At 44.9% G+C, this 22,451-nt stretch carries 19 protein-coding genes; 14 read left to right on the top strand and 5 right to left on the bottom strand.

Going from position 1 to position 22,451, the window contains the following annotated elements; genetic code table 11:
* Positions 1 to 46 precede the first annotated feature (46 nt).
* Both P364_RS0109960 and P364_RS0109965 read right to left on the bottom strand, forming a co-directional pair.
* Positions 47 to 904, bottom strand: coding sequence for an alpha/beta hydrolase (locus P364_RS0109960; protein WP_236642100.1), 858 nt, complete (start codon positions 902 to 904; stop codon positions 47 to 49).
* A 169-nt stretch (positions 905 to 1,073) separates the two neighbouring features.
* Positions 1,074 to 1,976 carry an MBL fold metallo-hydrolase gene (locus P364_RS0109965; RefSeq protein WP_236642099.1) on the bottom strand — a complete coding sequence of 301 codons (903 nt, stop codon included), beginning with the start codon at positions 1,974 to 1,976 and terminating at the stop codon, positions 1,074 to 1,076.
* A 245-nt stretch (positions 1,977 to 2,221) separates the two neighbouring features.
* Here P364_RS0109965 and P364_RS0109970 point away from each other — a divergent pair, with 245 nt between their 5' ends.
* From P364_RS0109970 to P364_RS0109980, 3 genes are all read left to right on the top strand, one after another.
* Positions 2,222 to 2,767: a helix-turn-helix domain-containing protein gene (locus P364_RS0109970; RefSeq protein WP_024629991.1), complete on the top strand. Its 546-nt coding sequence runs from the start codon at positions 2,222 to 2,224 to the stop codon at positions 2,765 to 2,767.
* Positions 2,768 to 2,952: 185 nt separating this feature from the next.
* A complete protein-coding gene (locus tag P364_RS0109975) occupies positions 2,953 to 3,471 on the top strand; it encodes a DUF3231 family protein (protein ID WP_024629992.1) in 519 nt (172 codons plus the stop codon).
* A 155-nt stretch (positions 3,472 to 3,626) separates the two neighbouring features.
* Positions 3,627 to 4,466, top strand: coding sequence for a manganese catalase family protein (locus P364_RS0109980; protein ID WP_024629993.1), 840 nt, complete (start codon positions 3,627 to 3,629; stop codon positions 4,464 to 4,466).
* 198 nt (positions 4,467 to 4,664) lie between these two features.
* Here the strand turns inward: P364_RS0109980 and P364_RS0109985 are convergent, their stop codons facing one another.
* Positions 4,665 to 5,510, bottom strand: a complete 846-nt coding sequence (locus P364_RS0109985; protein WP_024629994.1) for an MBL fold metallo-hydrolase — start codon at positions 5,508 to 5,510, stop codon at positions 4,665 to 4,667.
* A gap of 174 nt (positions 5,511 to 5,684) precedes the next feature.
* Between P364_RS0109985 and P364_RS0109990 the strand changes: the two genes are divergently transcribed.
* Positions 5,685 to 5,954, top strand: a complete 270-nt coding sequence (locus tag P364_RS0109990; protein ID WP_024629995.1) for a WGxxGxxG family protein — start codon at positions 5,685 to 5,687, stop codon at positions 5,952 to 5,954.
* Between the two features lie 770 nt (positions 5,955 to 6,724).
* Here the strand turns inward: P364_RS0109990 and P364_RS0110000 are convergent.
* A complete protein-coding gene (locus P364_RS0110000) occupies positions 6,725 to 7,354 on the bottom strand; it encodes a LysE family translocator (protein ID WP_024629996.1) in 630 nt (209 codons plus the stop codon).
* A 418-nt stretch (positions 7,355 to 7,772) separates the two neighbouring features.
* On the opposite strand from P364_RS0110000, the gene P364_RS0110005 reads away from it, so the two are divergent.
* The gene (locus tag P364_RS0110005) at positions 7,773 to 8,144 is read left to right on the top strand and encodes a winged helix-turn-helix transcriptional regulator (RefSeq protein WP_024629997.1); all 372 of its coding nucleotides are present in this window, start codon (positions 7,773 to 7,775) and stop codon (positions 8,142 to 8,144) included.
* Between the two features lie 60 nt (positions 8,145 to 8,204).
* Here the strand turns inward: P364_RS0110005 and P364_RS0110010 are convergent, their stop codons facing one another.
* On the bottom strand, positions 8,205 to 9,275 hold the full coding sequence (locus tag P364_RS0110010) for an SDR family oxidoreductase (RefSeq protein ID WP_024629998.1): 1,071 nt from the start codon (positions 9,273 to 9,275) through the stop codon (positions 8,205 to 8,207).
* Between the two features lie 367 nt (positions 9,276 to 9,642).
* Between P364_RS0110010 and P364_RS0110015 the strand changes: the two genes are divergently transcribed.
* The 9 genes from P364_RS0110015 to P364_RS0110060 all read left to right on the top strand — a co-directional run bounded on the left by P364_RS0110015 (position 9,643) and on the right by P364_RS0110060 (position 22,313).
* Entirely contained in the window at positions 9,643 to 9,930 is a 288-nt protein-coding gene (locus P364_RS0110015) for a winged helix-turn-helix domain-containing protein (RefSeq protein ID WP_024629999.1), read from the top strand.
* Between the two features lie 354 nt (positions 9,931 to 10,284).
* Positions 10,285 to 10,968 (top strand): aldo/keto reductase, encoded by a 684-nt coding sequence (locus tag P364_RS0110020; protein WP_024630000.1) that lies wholly within the window; start codon positions 10,285 to 10,287, stop codon positions 10,966 to 10,968.
* On the top strand, positions 10,947 to 11,744 hold the full coding sequence (locus P364_RS0110025) for a dienelactone hydrolase family protein (RefSeq protein WP_024630001.1): 798 nt from the start codon (positions 10,947 to 10,949) through the stop codon (positions 11,742 to 11,744). Before P364_RS0110020 ends, P364_RS0110025 begins: the two co-directional genes overlap by 22 nt.
* Before the next feature lie 49 nt (positions 11,745 to 11,793).
* Positions 11,794 to 12,969 (top strand): MFS transporter, encoded by a 1,176-nt coding sequence (locus P364_RS0110030; protein ID WP_024630002.1) that lies wholly within the window; start codon positions 11,794 to 11,796, stop codon positions 12,967 to 12,969.
* 616 nt (positions 12,970 to 13,585) lie between these two features.
* Positions 13,586 to 14,815 (top strand): MFS transporter, encoded by a 1,230-nt coding sequence (locus P364_RS0110035; protein ID WP_029880889.1) that lies wholly within the window; start codon positions 13,586 to 13,588, stop codon positions 14,813 to 14,815.
* A 1,148-nt stretch (positions 14,816 to 15,963) separates the two neighbouring features.
* On the top strand, positions 15,964 to 16,674 hold the full coding sequence (locus tag P364_RS0110045) for a metallophosphoesterase family protein (protein ID WP_024630005.1): 711 nt from the start codon (positions 15,964 to 15,966) through the stop codon (positions 16,672 to 16,674).
* 259 nt (positions 16,675 to 16,933) lie between these two features.
* The gene (locus tag P364_RS0110050; protein WP_024630006.1) at positions 16,934 to 18,115 is read left to right on the top strand and encodes a polysaccharide lyase 6 family protein; all 1,182 of its coding nucleotides are present in this window, start codon (positions 16,934 to 16,936) and stop codon (positions 18,113 to 18,115) included.
* A gap of 21 nt (positions 18,116 to 18,136) precedes the next feature.
* Positions 18,137 to 20,491, top strand: coding sequence for an AraC family transcriptional regulator (locus P364_RS0110055; protein ID WP_024630007.1), 2,355 nt, complete (start codon positions 18,137 to 18,139; stop codon positions 20,489 to 20,491).
* A 175-nt stretch (positions 20,492 to 20,666) separates the two neighbouring features.
* Positions 20,667 to 22,313, top strand: a complete 1,647-nt coding sequence (locus P364_RS0110060; protein WP_024630008.1) for an extracellular solute-binding protein — start codon at positions 20,667 to 20,669, stop codon at positions 22,311 to 22,313.
* Positions 22,314 to 22,451 lie beyond the last annotated feature (138 nt).

Below are 22,451 nucleotides of genomic sequence, written 5' to 3' on the forward strand. Positions count from 1 at the left end.
CTCATACAAAAGCAAGCAGCTGTCACTTGGCAACTGCTTGCTTTGTTTATTGACCCGCTGGTGTGTAATTCTCGTCTAGAAAAGATTGAACGGCTTGGAACGCCTGAACTCTATTTTTCTCGAGCAATACCATGTGAGTTCCTTCTCCGATTTCCACCCAACGGCGATATGCAGCTCCGGTTAAGGAAGTAAAGAAGTTTTGAGCCAAATCTAACGGTACATCAATATCCCACTCCGCATGAATGAGGAGTACAGGTACGGTGATATCTTTAGGTTCGTAGAAGGCTTTGCCAACCGTCCAATATTCACGTATGTCTAGAATGGGCCCGTTGGTAGCGCGGATATGCTCAGGATGTACGTTCTTGCTATTAGGATCGGAAGCCAGTGTTGCTACAACCCATTTCTCAAACCAACCGTCAGGGAGCAAGGTGTCACGTTTCCCTTCAGGAGCAGCACTTAACCAGCGTTCTTTAGTAGTCCTTGCTGGCACAAGGCGATAAGAGCCAAGCGAGCCGCCAGTATCAATAGGGATTGGTTTATTGCTTAGCCATTGAGGGGCAATAAGAGTTAACTTGTTCACTTTGTTGTTATTAAGGCTTGTATATGCTCCAGCCACTGTGCCGCCCCAAGACATCCCAAGTACATTGACCTTCGATAGATTGCGGTGCTTCAGGACGAAGTCCACAGCCGAGCCAAAGTCACGAACGCCGGTTTCTGTACGGACAAGCGGAGGATTCTGATCGGCAGGTTGATCCATTTCTGGCGGTCTTGTGGATCCACCATAGCCACGAACATCTACCCCATAGACGTCATAGCCGTGACTAGCGAGGTAATCAAGGAAGGTAAAACCGTCTAGCTCCACATCATATAAGCTACCAATTGGATAAGTAGCACCATGGACCATGACGATCGTCTTCTCATTAGAGAAGACAGTCATAGATGCAGGACGTTTATTAAGGACCGATAGCTCAATCCCCGGCGTATCGCTAGCAATGTTAAATATCTCAGAAACAATGGAGATAGATTTGTTGAATGTATGGTTAGACATCATATTTTCCCCTCACTTTCTTGTATTAGATAAAATGCCAGTTGAAGCTATCTTCGCTTCTAGTGACGTAACCGGCTGAACTCTCTGGGAAATGCGTACTGAAATAAATAATTGGACGATCGGCGATGTATTCCAAAGCCCAGAGGCGCGAGATTCGAGCCTGATCACCAAATTCACAGTACATAGAATTCCAATCTGGCCTCATGACTTGGAAGGGATGATGCATGATATCGGCCCCGAACAAGGCTTCCTCATCACCTGATGAAAGACGAATGGACATTTGACCAATACTGTGACCTGGAGTCGGAATGAATGTAAATATATCTAGAAATTTTCCGCCTTCTGGACCGATTGTTTCCGTCAGGCCTGCCTCAATGACAGGAAGTACACTCTCTTCGTAAACGTTGAAGTTCGCTTCATTTTCTTTGTTATGGCTCGCTTCGCTGGAGTAATATTCTTGTTCTTTAATAGGAAATACGTACGTTGCATTTGGGAATGTCGGTACCCATTTTCCGTTAACCAGCTTTGTATTCCAACCGACATGATCCACATGCAAATGAGTTAGTAACACATAATCGACTTCTTCTGGAGTAACATCTGCCTCTTGAAGTCGTTCGAGATAAGGTAGATGCAGATTAGCAAGATCCGGATTCAGTGGCAGGTTTTTATCATTACCTGTCGCTGTATCAATAAGAATTGTATGTTGGGGTGTTTTCACGACCCAGGTGCCAATACTAACGATAAGTTGAGAGTTTTCATCAATCAAGCCTTCTGAGAAGGATTCTTTGTTCGCTTCCAAAAAAGAGGGATCCCATGTACCTGGGAAATAAATTTCTGGTGGAACGCCACTGATTACCATTTCCGTGACTCGGGTAACAGTAGATTCACCTACGGTGTAAATCTTAGGAAGCTTAGTCATATGGTTCATCGCCTTCCTTTAAAATTTCGCTGGAAATGAAATGCTATATGGAAAAGAATAATGTGTAAATGTCCCGGGATGATAATTGCACATCTGCTTTGTTAAAAGCTTAGTTCAATAATGCTGGTAAATCAACGTTTTTACACCGAAATTAAACCTTTGTAAGAAAGCTTGCTATTACTCAATATTTTGATTATTATCAAATGTAAATTTCGCTGACAGCGAAAAAAATGAATATGTAGGAGAAATATAAGATGAATTCTATGGGCGAGGTCATTAGAAATACCCGCAAAAATCAGAAATTAACACTTAAAGAAGTGGCAAAGGCAGGCTCCATTTCATTATCTTTTCTCAGCGAAATTGAACGGGACAAAGCGAATCCGTCGATCAGTGTTCTAAAAAGGATTGCCAATGCGTTGAATGTTAATTTTACTGATCTATTTGGAGAGAAAGAGCAAAGCATCGTTGTGAGAAAAAACGAACGTAAACCATTGGTACATTCTGAAGGATCACGTATTACGTGGTATTCCCTTAGCGAGGGAAGTAGAAATAAGATGGGACCCATATGGGGGGTTCTTGAAGAGGGTGCCACTTCTGGTGATGTTGGTGTAGGACACAGCGAAGGAGAGGAATTTCTGTATGTCCAGTCGGGGTGCTTGGAGTTTATGCTTGGGAATGATAGATATACGCTAGAAGAGGGAGATAGTATTTATTACGATGCTAGGACGCCGCATAGCTATAAGAATGTATGGCGAGGAGAGACCCTGGTCATTGCCGTATCGACGCCTCCAACATTTTAAGTTCAAATTAAAGCGCTTAATTTAATTGTTTAAATCATGCAACCCCGAACTATGCTCATTAGGAATATCCGGCATATACGGAAGCGGAAATCCTTAACCAATGTTTGGTTACTCACAAGAATATAATGATTGGATTTGGTGAAACATAACTGGGTAACGACATCGTATTAGGAGGAGAATTGAAGATGGGCATTTTGAGTGGCAATCCCAAAAATGAACCACTGCATTATGGAGAAATTTTTAGTGTATGGCAATGCTCCATGGTTGCCAAAGGAGCCGTTTCCTGTTATCAAGCATTCTTGAATCATGCAGGTGACAAGGATCTTAAGAAACTTCTGGATGATCTGCTGGATCAAGCCAAACTTGAAATTAAAGAATGTGATACCCTGTTAACCGAAAATGGCATTGCACCTGCCCCAATGTTGCCAGAACGACCTCCGGTGAAATTGGATGATATTCCGGCTGGCGCTAGATTCACGGATCCTGAAATTGCAGCAAAACTGGCAGCCGATACTTCATTAGGGCTAGTTGCAGCGAGTCAAGTCATTGGGCAATCTATCCGAGAAGATATCGGTGCATTATTTGCCAAATATCATGTAACCAAGACGGCACTAGGCGTTAGAATACTGCAAATGAACAAAGAGAAAGGATGGCTAGTGCCTCCACCTCTTCAAATCAAAAGACCCGAATCTGACGAATCATAAGTAAATATGTTTTACTAAACGATTAGATTGTATTCAGAGACCAAGAATGGAGGGACCTCCATTCTTGGTCTTTTTGCTATAATCGCTTGTTTAAAATCATTTGAGAAGGTTAAATACATTTTGAAATTGATCAACTACTTAATGGAGGGATTCATATGTTTCGACACCAGAAAGAGTTACAATTTGAGGTAAAAGTAGATCGCCCGGATCCCGTATTTGCACGCCAAGTCCAAGAGGTGCTAGGTGGACAGTTCGGGGAAATGACCGTTATGATGCAGTATCTTTTTCAAGGGTTTAACTGTCGGGGCGAAGAAAAATATAAAGATATGCTCATGGATATCGGTACGGAAGAGATCGGCCATGTCGAAATGCTCTGTGCATTGATTAGCCAGTTGCTGGATGGGGCAACCCCTGCTGAGCAACAAAAAGCAGCTGAAGATCCCGTTACAGCAGCCATAATGGGTGGTATCAATCCCCAACACTTACTTGTAAGCGGTCTGGGTGGTTTACCTACTAACTCTAACGGAGTACCTTGGAACGGTTCATACATTGTGGCAAGTGGTAACCTTCTTGCAGATATGAGATCCAACCTGCATGCCGAAAGTCAGGGTCGACTTCAAGTGGCTAGACTCTATCATATGACTACCGATGAAGGGGTCCGTGCAACTTTCCGTAAAATGTTGGCACGTGACCGTTACCATCAATATCAATGGATGGCCGCGATCCAAGAACTGGAGGAGAAGAACGGAGTCGTTGTACCAGCTTCATTCCCACCTGAGGCAGAACAGGAATCCCAACCTGAAGCTTATGAGTTCTGGAATCTCTCTGAGGGAACTGAATCAGGTGAAGGTTTATGGGCCACAGGGAGTGCACCCGATGGAACCGGAGACTTCGTGTATATCTCCAAACCTGTTCCAAAAGGACAAATTTACGAGCCTGTCATCCCGGCGACAGAACTTCACCATGATTTGAATGGAAAAACTTCTGATAAATAATAGTGTAACAGCTTTAAAATAGAGTAATCTCACGCTGTACCAAATAACTAAAAGAGAAAAACCTTAGAGATATTGCACATGCAGTATTCTCTAAGGTTTTACTTTTTTATAAGTATACTTATGGTGTTTAGAAATATTCTGAACGGTCAGGGGCACTCTGGGAGTCGCGATTATTGTAATTGTATCCTAAGAGGAAGTTTAATTAACGTACTTTCCATAATCCGGGATGGCTATTTGATCAAATTCATTAACCAGTTTTTCCAGGCTTGCTGTCAGTAATTCACCGGATATCGGCAACCCGTGACCTGTTACAGCGCTGACTGGCTTTAATTCCTTGAGTTTAAGAACAGATTCCTTTGCAGCTCTCCAATCTGTTGTTAAATAGCGAGGGGGGCCACTGATCTCCAACTCCTGGGTGATTACTTTATACATATATTCTTGCTTCACAGTAGTGAACGCATCACCTGCAATTAATGCTCCGTCCCGCTTCCGGAAATACGAAACATGACCCGGAGAATGTCCTGGGGTATGAATCCATGTAAACCCTGGCATGTGAGGGACAGTTCCGTCAGAAGGTAACGCATGTATGCTGCTCCCAAGGTTTATCGGATCATTTGGGAATGAACCGGACATCTTTGCTACTAAACCACCTTCAACCGTAGGGTCTGGTTCAGGGTAGCTCTTTTTCCCCGTGAGGAATGGCATCTCCAGTGGATGTGCATAAACGGGAACTCCCCACTTCTTGACAAGTTCTATTAACCCGCCGACATGATCAAAGTGTCCGTGGGTCAAAATGACCGCTTGGGGTTTGCTATTTACACCAAAACGCGTCTCAATAACAGAGATAATTTCATCTGCTGACTTTGGCATTCCTGCATCAACTAAAACGAACTCGTTAGATTCAGGGTAACCCACTAAACAGATATTGACGATTTGAATAGTGCAGCAAAATAAATCGGGCAATACTTCAATCCCAACCCCATTTCCCATTGAAGTTAGAGGAACAGGTTTGTAATCTGTTCCGTAATTCATTTCTTGTTTCATTGGGTGCATCCTCCTCAACATGATTGAGTAACCTTGCGGTAGTTTTCCCAAAAAGGCTGATTTCCAACAAATAAGGGCATCAAAATAATGACTACAGATCCATAATCATTCATGGAATAATGTCTTGGTTTTAGGGAGAACTTAATCTCATCACAATCAAAGGAGGTTGGTCTTATGAAAAAACAATTAACAACTGCTGTAGTTTCAGTATTATTGATGGCTACTTTAGCTGTTCCCGCATCTGCTCACGATGTGAATGAAGCTGCTGTTGATGGAAGAGACAATAACACATACCATTACAACAGCAACAATTATAACCCAAATACCGTAAGAGCAAATTCAACAGATGACGGTAAACGTATGGACTGGGGATGGCTAGGTTTGCTTGGATTATTAGGTTTAGCTGGAATGCGTAAAAGAGTACCTGACCATTCAGACCGATAATTAGTAATTCACTTCAAGTACAATAAGTTTAAATTCCGTATGTAATATAATTGTTGAAAGTTGATTGATCTGTTTAACAAAAAGAGCCCCATCAGAAAACGGATGGGGCCTTTTTGGAGGATAGTGAATGAGTCGAGCCTTTCAAAATCTATAGTTCACTTTTAGACTAACTTTCATAAAATTGGCGAGGATCTAAAGTAACAAGTTTCATTAGGAATACACAAAAGACGGTTGAGTCTCGACCAGTTAAAAAGTGGGGTCCCGACGGCGTTAGACCTCGTTACATAGGAGATTACGATGGTACAAGTGTTGATTAATGAATCACATACCAGTAACGATACTGATGGTGGTTTCTGGAGCGTTATGGCCAAATTGTTGAGGGACAAGAACATATTCCCATTGAAGTCGCTATTTTAGCGGCTGTTTTATTTTATTAATACAAGTCTTGTCCCAAGCCAAGGTCACCAGCTGAATCGAAATGGATACAGCTACGGACTAAATAATCCTATTACATTTGTGGATGACGATGATAATAATTCATTTACACTATTTGTTATCGTCTTCGTTGTAAAGGAAGTCTTTAAAAAAGTAGTCAAAGCTGCTGCTAAAAAGGTTGCTGGAAAAGCAATAAAAAAAAGCAACTCATGGTAATAGTAAAGCAAGTAAAAAAACACACAAAGGGTACAGAAATCTAGCTGAAGAGCTAGGTTTTTGTACCCTTTATTTCACTCCACTATGTTGCCTGTTAGATTCTAATCAAAACAGGTCATTTATCGTCGCTGAACAGCCAGCTTAACGGCAAGTCCAGCGAGTACACCGGACATGATCCAGCGCTGTGCCTTAAGCCATGTCGGGCGCTTTCCGAACCAACTGGCGATCTTGCTTGCTGTAAGAACAATAAGGAGGTTCACTGTAAAACTGATTAGAATTTGCGTTAAGCCCAGAATTGCACCTTGTGCAAGTAACGAGCCTTTTTCAGGATTCTGAAACTGAGGTAAAAGTGAAATATACAATACCGCGATTTTGGGATTAAGCAAATTGGTGATGAAGCCCATCAGAAATAGTTTTTTGGGCTTCTCCATTGGGAGAGCAGTCGGTTCCAGTATAGTCGTAGAGCCAGGCTTAATCATCTTCCACGCGAGCCAAAACAAATATGCCGCTCCTGCCCACTTCATTGCCGTATAGATAATCGGAACGGTATTGAATATGGCGATTAGCCCCAGCATAGATGCAATGAGATAAACGCCAAATCCCAGCATAACCCCCAACAAAGATATAATGCCGGCCTTACGCCCTTGCGCAATGGAACGTGAGATCAGGTAAATCATATTAGGGCCGGGAGAACAGACCATCCCCAGTGATACAAATCCAAAAGCAATTAATGTTCCTAGACTAATCAATGTCGTGTGCCTCCCTATAGAAGCTATAATGTCTAAGGTAGGTTATCATAATTACAAGATGGATGTATAACATTTTAGTATTACACAACCGGAGGAAATTTAGCGGAGATATAGACTAAATAAAAGGAAAAAACGTTCCGGCTTCACTCACTTTGTGAATATAACGTTATCTGAACGATTCGCAATGATTATTTTTTGAAGGGATAATTAAATTGTCGAGGGACAAAATCATATTCCGATTGAAGTCGCTATTTTAGTGGCTTAAGCTAACGGACAGATTAGTCGAATGGGTGATAGAATAAAGGAGATTACAATTACAGGAGGACACCGATTTTTACCATTAATATAATACTTTTTATATGATGTAACAAAGGGTACCTGTACTTTAATTTATTTTGGAAGTGAGGCTGGATGTGATATGCATGAACCAATCAGAGTTTATAACACGGCAGTTGAAGCTCTTCTTGAAGTGATTGGAGGCAAGTGGAAGCCGGTTATTTTATTCCATCTTACCTTTGGTAAAAAACGTAATGGGGAATTGATGAAGCTGATACCTGCCATTACACAGAAGATGTTAACACAGCAACTAAATGAATTGATGGAGGCAGGGATCATCTTACGTATTTCCCATAACCAAGTTCCGCCAAAGGTGGAGTATGAGTTAACGGAATATGGGTGGAGTCTTAAAGAGATTCTTCATCTGATGTGCAGATGGGGGGATACACATGTAGAAAAGGTTTATGGGGATCGAGGGAAAATCCTGTTCAAACCACCGACTTCTAACCTTTGAAGAACATAATAAGCCAATTCCTGATTATTAGGAATTGGCTTATTATGCATTATAATTCTTTTAAGGGATGATCTTGCGCTCACGTAGGTCTTTAAATATATTCATAAACATACTTTCAGTTTCAACAAATTCGTAAAATCCGAAACGGCGAGCTTTGGAACCATCTGCGAAAAAGTCATAGTCCCAAGAGAAGACGAAGTCACCGAATGCCCAAGAAGAGACAGCTCCATAGGGAGTATTCATTAAACCATACTTTTCAATCATTGAATTCCAAAGTGGTTCTTTATCTGCCATCGTTGTTGCAAGTGAGAGGGGGAGTGGAGGTGCCGTTTCCAATTCAAAAAAAGCAGCGATTTTGGGCCAAAGTTCATTCCAGCGAAACAGATCACCGTTGGTAATATTGAACGCCTGGTTGGCACAGCGCGGATCGGTTGCCGCCCAGACTGTCGCACGAGCGAGTAATGATGCATCTGTCATTTCAAGAAGGGAATGAAAAGCTCCCGGCCTGCCCGGAAAGCGAAGCGCTAAACCAAGCTCCTTAGAGATAGAAGCATATATTCCAATTACCATAGCTAAGTTCATTGGATTACCGAGTGCAAATCCACATACAACAGACGGGCGCAGGGCTGACCAGGTCCAGTTGCTTTTGGGCTGTCGATTTTCGAGAAACTGCTGCTGATCGACATTGAATTCAGGAGGCATATGATGAGCATCGGTTTCTCTTGCGGGTGTTTTAAATGGACCCAGATGTGCACCGTAAACCTTATAGCCCTGCATTAGACTGATATGTTGAAGGTTTGGTGCGATCGGTTCGATGGTATTTACTACATTGACAAGCATCGCAAGGTTGGGCTGCACCAGTTCTGCCCAGGTTGGACGATCCTGATAAGCGGCATAAAAAATATGAGTAACCGACGTTAGATCAGACAGTTTCGCCTTGGTATCCGCTTCGCTTAGTAAATCGGCCGATATATAACGTAATCTAGGAGTATCTTTCCCTCCGCGACGCGATACACCAATGATATTCCATTCCGGGAGTGTCATGAGATAATCAATAAGATTTCCTCCAATAACACCTGCAGCACCTATGACAAGTGCAGTGTAATGGGGAACAGATTGTTCGGTTTTCAATGGACATTTCTCCTTTCTCTTCTGCTCATTATTGTGGCTGAGAATAAGAGAGATGAGAAGTACGCACCTCAAAGTGATATAGGAACTCAAAAGTAATATATGTGCAGGTAGTAGGTGCTGGAGCGTACCCATGAACATCCTACACGAGCTACATAATGTAAAATTCTTCGCTGCAATTTCATTAAGCTAACGGGAAACGCTAGTTTAATAAAATTAATAGGGCAGCCAACTGAATCGCTCCGTCACAAATATCTCATTCCGCCTTTGAGGGTAAAGTTACCGCCATCGATTTTTTGAGAGTTTGAAATGTGCTATAATTGTGTCAATCTTTTAGCAGATGAAATCACAAGAAAGGAGCGGAGTTTTCATGACTGAATTATCAGATCATCAGTTTACGTTAATTTCCCGTGCTCTTGCCGAGCCGAGACGTTACCAGATGCTTAAAGAAATCGGCGCTTCGAAAGCCCCCCTTGCCTGCAGTGTACTCCAAACCAACCATAACGTAAGCGCACCGACCATGTCTCACCATATTAAAGAGTTGGAGACGGCAGGGTTAATCCATGTCATACGCGAAGGCAAATTTAAAAATCTCGTTCTACAATCCGATACTCTTCGCACCTATCTGGATAGACTCTCGAAAATTGATGCGAATTGAACAAACATACCAATTGAATTCAATTTAAATATTCATCTGGACCCCCTCATGGAACATGAGGGTTTTTTGCGTTCGTTTGAGGACGTCTACAAGCGATATATTGTTAATCGAAATTAAGTTTGAGAGACAACTTGACAATAACAAATATCAATGAGATACTTTTACAAGTATCTAAGTGTTATGAGATTGTTGGACAAAATTTAAACTTCTCCGGCACGTTTCAAGGAGTACGGATGATGATTTCCAAAGGTTAATAGCAGGGTCGCGGGTGTTCAATATGGATAGGGTTCTCCGGATCTTGCAAGAATCCGTAATACCTAAGAAGGAAAAGATCTCAAAAAGGGAGGAATTAAAATGTCAGAGCAACAAATTAAGGCATCCGCTTCTGGCAGCATACAAATAGGAAAGGATCTTCAGGTCAATCGTTTAGGATATGGAACCATGCAATTGACAGGGCCTGGCGTATGGGGAGAACCCGCAGATCCGGAAAGTGCACTGCGCGTTCTGCGGCGAGCGGTTGAGCTTGGCGTCACATTTATCGATACCGCCGATTCCTATGGCCCTTTCGTTGCTGAACCATTAATTAAAAAGGCTCTTCATCCATATGAGGAGGATCTTGTAATTGCCACAAAAGCGGGTCTCACGCGTCCCGGACCGGACGAATGGCTTCCGGTCGGACGTCCCGAATACATACGACAACAGGTGGAACTAAGCCTGCGTCATCTTGGTATTGAGCGTATCGACCTTATGCAGCTGCATCGGATCGATCCCAAAGTACCCCTCGAAGAACAGGTTGGTGAGCTTGCAGTTTTAAAGGATGAAGGAAAAATACGGCATATTGGTCTCCGCGAAGTCACAGTGGACCAATTGAAAGCAGCGGAGAAAATCACGCCGATCGCTTCCGTGCAAAACTTGTATAACTTAGTGAAACGTGATTCGGAGCCGGTGCGACGAAGATTTCAATATTCTTTCACAAATAAAGTGAAGGATTTACAAAATAGAGGAGTGAGATTTTCATGCTATTACCTATTGAAGTAGAAACCGAAAAGGTCTTCGCCAAGCGAGATATCGCTGACGGCTCTCCTGCAGAGCTTCCTTTGTTCATCGTCAGACCTGTAGCAATTTCCACATCAAAACTCCCGGTCATTCTGTTAATTCAAGAGGCCTTTGGCGTGAACAGCCACATTCAGGATGTTTGCCGTCGTTTGGCCGCACAAGGCTATGTCGTCGTGTCACCCGATTTATACTATCGTACAGGGGTGTGGCAAAGTTTCGGCTATACGGAATATCCGGCAACCGCCAAGTCCCGAGTGCCTTTGACAGAGGATAGAACGATGGGGGATATTCAGGCTGTCCTCAACTATATCCTCGATATGGAAGGTGCAGACGAATCGAGAGTCGGTGTCATAGGTTACTGTATGGGAGGCATGCTGTCCTATCTTACGGCCAGTCATTTCTCCGACAGAATCAAAACGTCGGTCGTATACTACGGCGGTGGAATGACGGCCCAAACTCCTTCTTTTCCGGTTGCGCCCGTGAACAGAACGAACCGAATCAAGGTGCCTGTCCTCGGCTTTTTTGGAGGAATGGATCGTGGGATTCCCAAGGAAGTCGTCGATCAAATGGATCAAGCGTTGGAAGCAGCTGACATCGAGCACGCCATTTACTATTATCCGGAGGCCGATCACGGTTTCTTCTGCAATGAACGGCAAAGCTATCATCCCATAGCAGCCCAGGACGCGTGGCATCGCACATTAACCTGGTTTGCCGAAAAGCTGGATGCATCCGATTCGATTCTTTTAGAGAAGCAATAAGCAGTTTGAGCGGCCTTTCGTTTAAAAAACAGTACTAAGGAGGAAAAAAATGAACACAAATGCAAATGCCGCCAATCGTCTTCCATTAGCGGGACTACTCGCTTTGGCAATGACAGGTTTTCTCGCGTTGCTATCAGAAATACTGCCAGCCGGTTTGCTGCCTCAACTAAGCCAAGGGCTCGGTGTTTCACAAAGTATGGCTGGTCAACTGACCACTTTTTATGCAATCGGTTCGGTCGTGGGGGCCGTTCCTATCATCACAGCAACTCGAAATTGGGGGCGTCGGTCACTACTATTACTGACCGTTAGCACGTTCTTGATTTTTAACACGATCACGGCCATATCATCTATTTTCATATTAACTATGGTTGCCCGCTTTTTTGCAGGCGTAGCTGCAGGTGTAGTATGGGGAATGCTTACGGGATATGCCAGACGTATGGTACCAGAGAAACTGAAAGGCCGTGCCGTGTCTATCGCAATGATGGGTATCCCCATTGCATTGACCTTTGGTTTGCCTCTTGGAACATTTCTTAGTTCTTATATTGGTTGGCGCAGTTTGTTTGGAGTGGTGTCCTTGGTCGCTGCTGTTCTAATAGGGTGGATTTTATGGAAATTGCCTGATTTTCCAGGGCAGTCAGATAAAAGTTCAGTTTCGGTGTGGAGTGTTTTCAAAACACCTGGAGTACGTTCCGTATTATTTGTCGTTTTGGCTTGGATGACGGCTCACAATATACTCTATACTTATATTTCTCCATTGCTCGCTTCTGTTGGCTTCAACCAAATCGAATTCATATTGCTCATATATGGTATTGCTTCGATCGTGAGTACCTTTTTAATAGGTAGGTTAATCGATCGCTACTTACGACCCTTGGTACTTGGGAGTTTAGTAGCATTTATTCTAGTTACTCTTTTATTTGGATTTAACAGTAACTTACCAGTTGTTATCTATGTTGCTATCATTCTGTGGGGATTTGTATTCGGTGGTGCAGCATCCCTGTTACAGACTGCAATTGCTGAAGCAGTGGATGATCAGGCCGTAGATATCGCATTGTCGTTAAGCTCAACGACATGGAATTTTGCTATTGCTTGCGGTGGGGCCGTAGGTGGAATATTGTTAAATTCGGCAGGAGTGGTTTCATTTCCATGGGTAGGGTTTGTTTTGTTGATTTTTGCTCTGTTCGTCGCATGGAAAGCGAATCAATATGGATTTAAATCAAAAGTATGAAGGAGCATACCGTCGACTCCAGATATTCTGTACTCTAACTTAATTCTTGGGCTATTGCTGAAGATAAACAAGAGTACTAACAAACCATACAACATGTTGCAAGGTACGAGAATCGTGATTGAGAAGTGAAATAACACCTGGTGATTAATAGCCAGGTGTCTTTTTCATCTGTTGAAATACCATACAAGTCAAGGACAAGAACTTGTACCGATTCCCGGAATGGACAAGAACATAGTCCGATTGCCGACTTAGTTAACCAAGGAATTCTAATGTTTAGAGGGATACCGGTGCTTTACATCAGTTTTCTGTTAACTTAGCAGTTTAGATAATGCTAACGGGATAAGAGATAGATAGACAGATAGATAAATAAAATCAAGAAGGAGCTGAGGGTCGTAATCGGCTGCTTTTATTCAACTACCGGGCAGTTTAGCGCGTTCCTATAGAAATTAAAACAAGAACAATGGACATGCACTCTGAAAATTCAGTCTTTAGTATGAGGTCAACAATGAGGAAGTCCGTATAATTAGGAATTGAAAGGAGAGTCATATCTTACTCGAAATGGGAATATTTTTGGACAAATTGGAGGTTGAAAAGATTGGATAGGCACGAAAAAAACATGAATGTACCAAGCATGTTTCGCAATCGGTTCCTGCAGACGATTTTATTATCAAGCGTGCTCCTGCAGGTTGGCATTTGGGTACGTAATTTCGCGATTCTCCTGTACGTTGCGGATAGAACAAACAATGATCCATACGCCATTTCGCTAATCAGCGTAGCCGAATTCGCACCAATTTTTGTTTTTTCGTTCATCGGAGGTACATTTGCCGACCGCTGGCGGCCGAAGCGAACGATGATCTGGTGCGATTTATTATCCGCAGTATCGGTATTTGTAGTACTTCTGACCATACATTACGGTTCTTGGCACTCCGTTTACCTTGTCGCATTCATCTCGGCTATTCTTTCGCAGTTCTCTCAACCTTCAAGTATGCGTTTGTTTAAATATCATGTGCCCGAAGAACAGCTTCAGCAAGGGATGGCTCTATTCCAATCGCTGATGGCCATCTTCATGGTGCTTGGTCCTATGCTCGGAACCTTCGTTTACAGCACGTTTGGGCTTGAAATATCGATCGCTGTCATGGGCTTGGTTTTTCTGCTCTCTGCACTCGTTCTTATTCGTCTGCCAGAAGATCGTATGCAGGCTCAAACCGTCGCTGTAAAAGGGCAGTTCCGTAAAGAATTCATTGAAGGCTTCCGCTATGTTTGGCAAAGCCTAGTACTGCGGATGCTCGGACTTGCGTTTATTCTCGCGGGACTGGCTGTTGGCGTAGCCCAAGCGCTCAACCTGTTTATCGTAACGGAACGGCTGGGCAGAAGCGAGGAGTTCTTGCAATATCTGCTAATGGTGAATGGTGCAGCTATGCTGATTGGTGGCGGAATCGTAGCCGTCTTCGCCAAGCGGGTTCCACCGCAGGTTCTTCTTGCGATAGGTATGATCGCAGGCGGAGTCTGCACAGCTATTGTAGGGTATTCGACAAGCGTTCCGCTGACCCTGACCGTTCAATTTCTGAATGGACTTGTTTTCCCTTGTATTCATATTGGGATCAGCACAATGATTCTGAAATGGTCAGAGGCTTCGATTGTCGGCCGGGTGAATGGGGTTCTGAATCCGATGTTCGTTGGCATGATGGTCGTTTCCATGTCTTTCGCTGGCGCGTTAAAGGGTGCCTTTTCGCTGAGTACGATCTATGGTGGTGCAGGATTATTATTTCTTCTTGGCGCACTGGTCATGATTCCGATCATGAACCAAAAAGCGCCGAATAACGCACCTATTGCACAAGAGACATAAGTTGGCGATATCTATAAGGTTTTAATGAAGAAGAGCCGGCCATGAAAAAGTGGTCGGTTTTTCTTCATTTCCTGGTGGTTAACCCTCCATGGTCATAGCGGTAAAGTGGTTTGTTTTTCTTGAAATGGCCTTGGAGACGATAAAAGAGAGGCTCTTAGGTGTAATCGGGTACTGTTGTTCAACGACATTCGTTTTAGACTTGGGTTTACTTCGATAAGACTATACGAGCATACCAACCGGGACGCATTTTATCGACTTAACCGATTATTATCAATATCTTTCTTGCAAGCAAGGTGAGGGAGAATTTGATCCGCGTTTATAGTTATGCTCATTTCGGATGAGTCGACGGCGAGACAACCAAAATGAACATACATTACTGTTTTGCCGAGCTTTAGCTGAACAATTCTAAAAATGAAAAGGGAGATGAATGAGAGAATACATTAACATTGCGCCGCCAATAACACTCACTTAAAAAAATATGATTGATTCTTATCACAGTGCTGGGCGCTTTGTTTAAAGGCAGGAGTAACATAAATAACGTAGCATCTAAGAAGAATAAATTAGCAAATTTAAGTAAAACAGCGTGGTTTACCATATTGCTTCAATTCAAACGAAAGGAAGCTCTACTTGAAAGTAAGAATAGAACCTCCTAGGCCAGATTATTTAGTTGTGGTAGCGGCTGTTCATCCAAACATACCGATCATAAGAGTGACTTTTTTTAAGATTTGATGTCCATTCCAGAAATTGTAGATAAGAAGTTGGAATATTTGAGGGCAATTTTAGCTTTTGGGGATTTATCAAGGTTCCATCTTTTTATATAAAGGAGGGAGAGTCCTGAATATTGTCCGAAGGCTACCGATTGACGGGAATGGTCAGATAGGGTTACATGCAGGTTCTGTTACGGCCATTTCGTCGCGACCAGCCACCAATTACGTCCCGGCCAATGTTGTGGACGGCGTCGCTGCGCCGCAGTGGTTTGCGGACAGCGGAGACACCCCCGACTGGGAAAGACAGGCTGCCTCCTTGGTGTCTGCCGCGAGAATCATTGAGGTGCGGGTGCGGGACATTTCATGCCAGGTGATACAGCTACGTGGGCGGATGTGTTGACGGTACTGCTGAGAATATTGAATCTTAGGGAGTTGAATCGTATGAAAGCTTTAATTATTTCGGATATTCACAGCAACGTCAAAGCGCTGGAATCGATCCGTAAGGCAGAACCCGATTGTGACGTAATTTATTGCGCGGGAGATCTTGTAGACTACGGGCCTTTCCCGCGGGAAGTTATCGAATGGGTGCATAAGAATGATGCAATTTGCGTTCGCGGCAACCATGACGACATTATTATCGACCTGTACCGAAACGGAAATAGCGGCCATGATGTGGCGGAGGATGAGATCAAGTGGGCACATTACAACACAAGGCTGCTCGGCGAAGCGGAAATATCCTTCCTCGAAAGCATACCTGTCTACCGCACATTTGAGATGGACGGCTATAGCTATACAATGCAGCATCTGTACGAAAACTATTTGACGATTGATAGTTTGCCCAAGTACGATGCTTTCTGGGCGGAACGCAACGGCAGTACAATTGGGGCCGAAGAAGGTCGCCGTATTATTTTCGGACATACACATCGCAGATGCATTCATTATTTGAGTGACAACAGTTTGTGGCTGAATCCGGGAAGCGTGTCCTACCGCCGTCGCGACGATCCGTCGAAAGAAGCGCACTATTTCACGATTACCGATGGCAAAATAGCGATGAAAAGTCTTGTCTATGACCGTACGCCTTTGCTCGAAGCGGCACAAAAGTTGCTTTTGAAAGAAGAAGAGATGAAGGTTGCGTACTTCTTTTTCGGGTAAGCGGGTGGGAGAGCGGGCAACAACAATGGGGACGTATCCACGATTTTGATGTCGGGATACGTCCTTTCTCATTTATTGTACACCGGCAGGTTGCGATTTACAGCTTGCAAGGCGATATTCCCCGCTCATTTTCGACTCAGTTTACATTTTAATGATTGCTTCATTTTTTTACACTATGGCATGGGAAACGTATCTTTCATAATAGAGGTTGCGAAGTTGCGGATCATATCCGCCTATTCTATAGGAAGCAGGTGAGAAAATGACTACTATTTATTGGGTAGCGAGTAGCGACGAGTTGGCGGCAGCCATTGGCCGGGCAGAACCTGGTTCTTCGATCTTGTTGGCAGACGGCGTTTACGACCGGAATGAAGATTATATTATTGAAGGTAAAGTGGGATCGGACACCGCAATATTAAGCATTCGCGCTATAAATAAAGGAAAAGCGACGATAGCTGGAGAATCAAGTATACGCATCTTGAACTCTGCTTATGTAGAGGTATGGGGGCTACATTTCCAGGTCAAGCAGCGCGAATCTATCATTCTGGATGGTTCGCGGCATGTGAGGATTGCGCGGAATAGATTTGAGCCGAGACAGGTTGGGGCGGAGTATAGCCTGCTGTCTGTGATGGGAAGCGACAGCGGCTGGAACCGGATCGAACGCAACGAGTTCGGGCCAAAAGCAGACCTCGGACCGCTCGTTATTTTTGATGGCGACGGTGAACAAATCTCACAGCATGATGTCATTGAATATAATTATTTTCATCATATTGGCCCGCGTGTCGTGAATGGGCTTGAAGCGATTCGGCTCGGCCTGTCCGGCATCTCTCTCTCGAACGGCTATATTACAATTCAACACAACCTATTTGAAAATTGCGACGGAGAGCCCGAGATTATATCGGTAAAAAGCTGCTATAATACAGTTCGGTACAACACATTCCTTAACTCCGCCGGCCAAGTGACAGCGCGTCACGGACATGGTAATCGCTTTCATAATAATGTGTTTATCGGCGATGGCGTGAAGAAAGAAATGGGCGGATTTCGCATTTACGGCAACGACCATCACATTTTTGATAATTATATGGAAAATTTGACGTTGGATGCGCTGCTCATTGACGGCGGCAACTACGATGGTGGACCGGACGGCTATCCCGAGGCGCCGACGCAGGAGCAACTGAGGAAACATTGGCGCGTCTATCGCGCCAATGTAGTGAATAATACGATTGTCAATTGTCGACACGGCATTACGCTCGGCAAGCGGATTCCTTATGCGCCGGAACAATGTGTAATCGCTTACAATAAAATATGCGGCAAGGAGCAGCCGGCCATCTATGAATACCGGCCGTCTCCGGCGATTTGTATTAACAATCATAAAGCGGATGTCGCGAATATTCGTTGTCCGGCTATTCTGACAAGAATTGATGTCGGTCCCGACTCCGACTAAAGCTAACATGGAGGAGAACCTATGGCCCAAACTCGAAACCGGTGGACAATCTATCTTAAGCAGCTCCGGCATAAAAATCGCAGCGTATTCCTGACCTGGATGCTTTCCTACGTCTCGGTGCTGCTCGTGCCCATTCTGATCAGCGGCGTTATATACGGCGCGACGCTGAACGTTGTAAAGGCTGAAATTAACCGTGCCAACCAATCTATTCTTCTTCAGATGGAGCAAGCCATAGATGGCCAGTTCAAAGGAATCGAGAATCTAAGCCTCGAGGTGAGCCTCAACAGGCGAATCGGAGCATTTATTTCGGCCGATACCAATTTGTCTGATTCAGACCACTACGATATATACCAAATCGCTAATGATTTGCGCGTATACGAAATCGCTAACGATTTTCTTGAAGGCATTTATATTTACTACAAAAATAGCGATACGGTCATCGCCCGCAACAACCGTATGAACATCGAAGCGTTATACGACCATATTCGTCTTGAAGAGCATATGCCGTTCCAGTCGTTTCGAGAATATTTTGACCAATGGTACATTAAAGGCTATCATTCCGTTGTTGTGTCTGAAGAGAATGAGTGGCGGCCCACGGTCATGTATGCCCAAAATGTAAACTCAACAATCATGAATCAACCTGGAACTGTCTTACTGTTCATGATTGACCGCAGCAAGCTGTTGGAGCAAGCTTCGGCGCCTGAGAAAGGTACGATCTTTATTCTGGATGAAGACAACCGGATCATTGCGTCTACGGGCGAGTCGCTGTCGGAACCTGCTCTACTATACGGCGATATGCCGGAAGAATCGGGACAACTTGAGATGAAGACTGCCGGTCGCCGGCTTGTTGCATCCTACACAACCTCTTCCATTACGGGATGGAAATATGTGATGACGCTGCCGACGAACGTATATCACCAGAAGATGAACGTGGTAGAGCAATTGACGATCGCTAGCATCTTGCTTTGTCTTATTGTTGGCGGTGGTGTGACGTATTGGCTCCTCAAGCGGAACTACCTGCCGATCCATGCGCTGATCCAGAGCTTGTCGTTCAAGGCGGGTTTTACCTTTGATCGCGGCTCCAATGAATACTCGTTTCTGGAGCAGGCGCTGAGCAGTACCTTTCACGAGAAGGAGGAGCTTCATTACAAGCTGAATCAGCATAACAATACACTTAGATCGCACTTTTTGCAGCGGCTGCTCAAGGGGCAACTCGACAGCCATATCCCGTTGTACGAATCATTCTCAGCTTATGATCTGCGTTTCCCGCTGGGCGGATTTTCTGTTATTTTGCTGCGCATCGAGCATTTCGGCAAGTTCCATCGGAAGAATGAGGATCAGGTCCATAACAAGCGGTTGCTGCACTTTCTGATCGCCAACGTGGTCGAGGAGGTCGCGCGAAAGTCAGTGAACGCCTATGCGGTAGAGCTGGACCAAGAGTTGCTCGCCTGCATCGTCAACCATCAGCTTGCATCGCCGGCGGAGCAGCGTGGGGAGCTGAGGCACATCGCGGAAGAAACGATGTCGTTCATTTCCAATCATGCCCATGTCCAGTTGACCGCCGCTATCAGCGCACAACAGGAGGGCGAATATGGCATCTTCCAGGCGTTCCAGGAAGCGATCGAGGCGATGGAATATCGTATCATTGCAGGCAGCGGGGGCATTATTCATTATGGGGACCTGAGCGGCAACGACAATCCGGGGGCTGCTCTAGGTGGTTATTTTTATCCGCTCAAGGCCGAGCAGCAATTGATCGTTATGGTTCGCGAGGGGCAGCTCGATAAGGCAAAAGTGTTCGTCGGGGAGATCATTCAGAAAAATGTGACGACGGAGCCGTTTCCTTTTCATACAACCAAATGTCTCATGTTCGATCTAATGGCTACGCTGCAAAAAGTAATCGGCGAAATCCGCATCGCGGGCAAGCCGGATATGCCTGACGGAGTGCGCGCCATCGAACGCCTGATGCAATGCCAGACGGTAGGGGAGATGCGCAGCCAGCTTTACGATATGCTAGAGCTTCTGTGCGACTACGTTAATAATAACCGTGAATACTGCAGCAATCCGCTAATTGATAAGGTCATGAAATATGTCAACGAGTATTACCAGGACGAGAACCTGAACATATCGATGATCGGGGAAGCCTTCTCCATGACGCCGTCGTATGTTTCCAAACTGTTCAAGGATATTGCCGGCGAGTCTCTACTCGATTATATAAACAAGACGCGGCTGGTGCAGGCCAAATTGCTGCTTACCGACGGGGAATATACGGTCAGCGAAATATCGCTGAAGGTTGGTTACAACGATGTGAATACCTTCCACCGCATCTTCAAAAAGTTTGAAGGGATAACGCCCGGGCGCTACAGGGAAGTCAAGTAGCTTTCGGGCTTTTCTTTTCAAGAAAAAGTGGCAAACATGCGGTTTTGTTACCCTCATTTTTGAGGAAATGAAGTATATTTTAGGTTTTAACGATGGCTTGAGGCACCGGATTAACGTTATGTTGAAAGCGTATTCAAACCAACTTATTCGAGACGAAAAGAACGGAGGGGCTCAAGTGGCGAAAAATCGCAACGGCAAAACTCGTAAAAGGCTGCAGCTCACACTGGGGATCGTAATGGTACTTTCATTGTTGTTAAATGCATGCTCCAGTAATGGGGACTCCGGAAACAAGGATAAGACAGCGCCGACTCAAAGCGCCGTCAGCAAAGGCAACGAGGGATCGGATAAGCCGGTGTATCCGCTGGATACGAAAGATACTTTCTCGTACTGGGCTCCAATCAACGGCAATCTGATTACATTTACAACGAATTTGGCGGAAGCGCCGATCGGGAAGGCGATTGCAGAAGCTACCGGCGTGAAAGTGAACTACATCCACCCGACCGACGGTCAAGCTGAAGAGCAGTTTAATTTGTTGCTGGCTTCCAGCAAGCTGCCGGATGTGCTGGAGTACGACTGGAGTATTTATCCGGGTGGACCGGAAAAGGCGATTTCAGACGGGGTTATCGTACCGCTAAACGATTTGATCGACCAATATGCGCCTAATCTGAAGAAGATGCTGAATGCTAATCCCGAGCTGGATAAAATGGTGAAAACCGATAGTGGACAATATTACGTCTTCCCGATGGTGCGCAACGCGGAAGGATTAGTCTTCCGCGGACCCATGCTGCGCAAAGATTGGTTGGATGAGCTGGGGCTGCAATTGCCTGTAACGATAGACGATTGGCATAAGGTTCTGACAGCATTCAAAGAGAAAAAAGGCGCTGTAGCACCGCTGACGGCGCTATACGCGAACAAAATGAATTTGCAGGACGCGTTCTTCGGGGCATATAAAACGTCGCATGGCTTCTATATTGACGACCAAGGCAAGGTGAAATACGGCCCGTTAGATCCGCAATACAAGGATGTTATGACGTTGTTCCGCCAGTGGTATTCCGAAGGGCTGATTGATAAAGACTTCCCGATCGTCGAGCGAAACACGCTGGATAAGCGGATTCTGAACGGCGAGTCTGGTGCGACCGTTTTCCTGCTGGGCGGCGGCATGGGCAAATGGCTGGAGTCCGGCAAAGCCCAAAATCCGGCTTTTGATCTCGTAGCGGCTCCTTATCCGGTATTGAAAGCAGGCGAAAAACCGTTCACCGGACAGCTCGATTTCAAATATAACCCGAAAGCAAGCGCGGCTGTGACGACATCGGCGAAAGACCTGGAAACGATCGTAAAATGGCTGGACTTCGCATTTAGCAAGCAAGGGACCATGGTGTACAACTTCGGCGTTGAAGGCGAAAGTTACACGATGGACAACGGCGTTCCGAAATTTACCGATATGATCGTAAAAAACGATAAGTACACTTCACAGCAGATGTTGGCGCAATATACGGTTCCGAACGGTCCATTTCCTATGCATGAGCAAAAAACGACCAACACGTTCCCACAACAGGACGAGGCGGTCCAGATTTGGTCGGAGACCGATGCGGCGAAACATATTTTGCCCGCGTTCATTACGCCTACTGTAGATGAGAGCAAGAAGGTAGCGCAGACGATGACGGCAATCAACACGTATCTGGAAGAAATGTTCATCAAATTTGTAATGGGCAACGAACCGCTCGACAAGTTCGACAGCTTTGTGAAGCAGCTGGAAGATATGGGGATTCGCGATGTAATCGACATCTATCAAGGCGCCTTGGACCGCTACAACAACAGATAACTCCATGTATCGTCCCACGGTTGGCTGCAGGCTGCCGTGGGGGGAAGGGAATGGTGCAGCCATCCCCTTCCGATGATGCTGGATGTGGATAGGAGGAGTAGGAGATGGCTCAGTTGAAGCTGGGACGCAGCAAAGTCA

It is taken from the genome of Paenibacillus sp. MAEPY2 (genome assembly GCF_000499205.1).
GTDB lineage: Bacteria > Bacillota > Bacilli > Paenibacillales > Paenibacillaceae > Paenibacillus > Paenibacillus vandeheii.

Bases quoted from the DNA above. Each gene is read 5' to 3' on its own strand.
- P364_RS0109960 (WP_236642100.1), bottom strand. From the start codon at position 904: ATGGTCCATGGTGCTACTTATCCAATTGGTAGCTTATATGATGTGGAG.
- P364_RS0109965 (WP_236642099.1), bottom strand. From the start codon at position 1,976: ATGAACCATATGACTAAGCTTCCTAAGATTTACACCGTAGGTGAATCT.
- P364_RS0109970 (WP_024629991.1), top strand. From the start codon at position 2,222: ATGAATTCTATGGGCGAGGTCATTAGAAATACCCGCAAAAATCAGAAA.
- P364_RS0109975 (WP_024629992.1), top strand. From the start codon at position 2,953: ATGGGCATTTTGAGTGGCAATCCCAAAAATGAACCACTGCATTATGGA.
- P364_RS0109980 (WP_024629993.1), top strand. From the start codon at position 3,627: ATGTTTCGACACCAGAAAGAGTTACAATTTGAGGTAAAAGTAGATCGC.
- P364_RS0109985 (WP_024629994.1), bottom strand. From the start codon at position 5,510: ATGAAACAAGAAATGAATTACGGAACAGATTACAAACCTGTTCCTCTA.
- P364_RS0109990 (WP_024629995.1), top strand. From the start codon at position 5,685: ATGAAAAAACAATTAACAACTGCTGTAGTTTCAGTATTATTGATGGCT.
- P364_RS0110005 (WP_024629997.1), top strand. From the start codon at position 7,773: ATGCATGAACCAATCAGAGTTTATAACACGGCAGTTGAAGCTCTTCTT.
- P364_RS0110015 (WP_024629999.1), top strand. From the start codon at position 9,643: ATGACTGAATTATCAGATCATCAGTTTACGTTAATTTCCCGTGCTCTT.
- P364_RS0110020 (WP_024630000.1), top strand. From the start codon at position 10,285: ATGTCAGAGCAACAAATTAAGGCATCCGCTTCTGGCAGCATACAAATA.
- P364_RS0110025 (WP_024630001.1), top strand. From the start codon at position 10,947: ATGCTATTACCTATTGAAGTAGAAACCGAAAAGGTCTTCGCCAAGCGA.
- P364_RS0110030 (WP_024630002.1), top strand. From the start codon at position 11,794: ATGAACACAAATGCAAATGCCGCCAATCGTCTTCCATTAGCGGGACTA.
- P364_RS0110035 (WP_029880889.1), top strand. From the start codon at position 13,586: ATGAATGTACCAAGCATGTTTCGCAATCGGTTCCTGCAGACGATTTTA.
- P364_RS0110045 (WP_024630005.1), top strand. From the start codon at position 15,964: ATGAAAGCTTTAATTATTTCGGATATTCACAGCAACGTCAAAGCGCTG.
- P364_RS0110050 (WP_024630006.1), top strand. From the start codon at position 16,934: ATGACTACTATTTATTGGGTAGCGAGTAGCGACGAGTTGGCGGCAGCC.
- P364_RS0110055 (WP_024630007.1), top strand. From the start codon at position 18,137: ATGGCCCAAACTCGAAACCGGTGGACAATCTATCTTAAGCAGCTCCGG.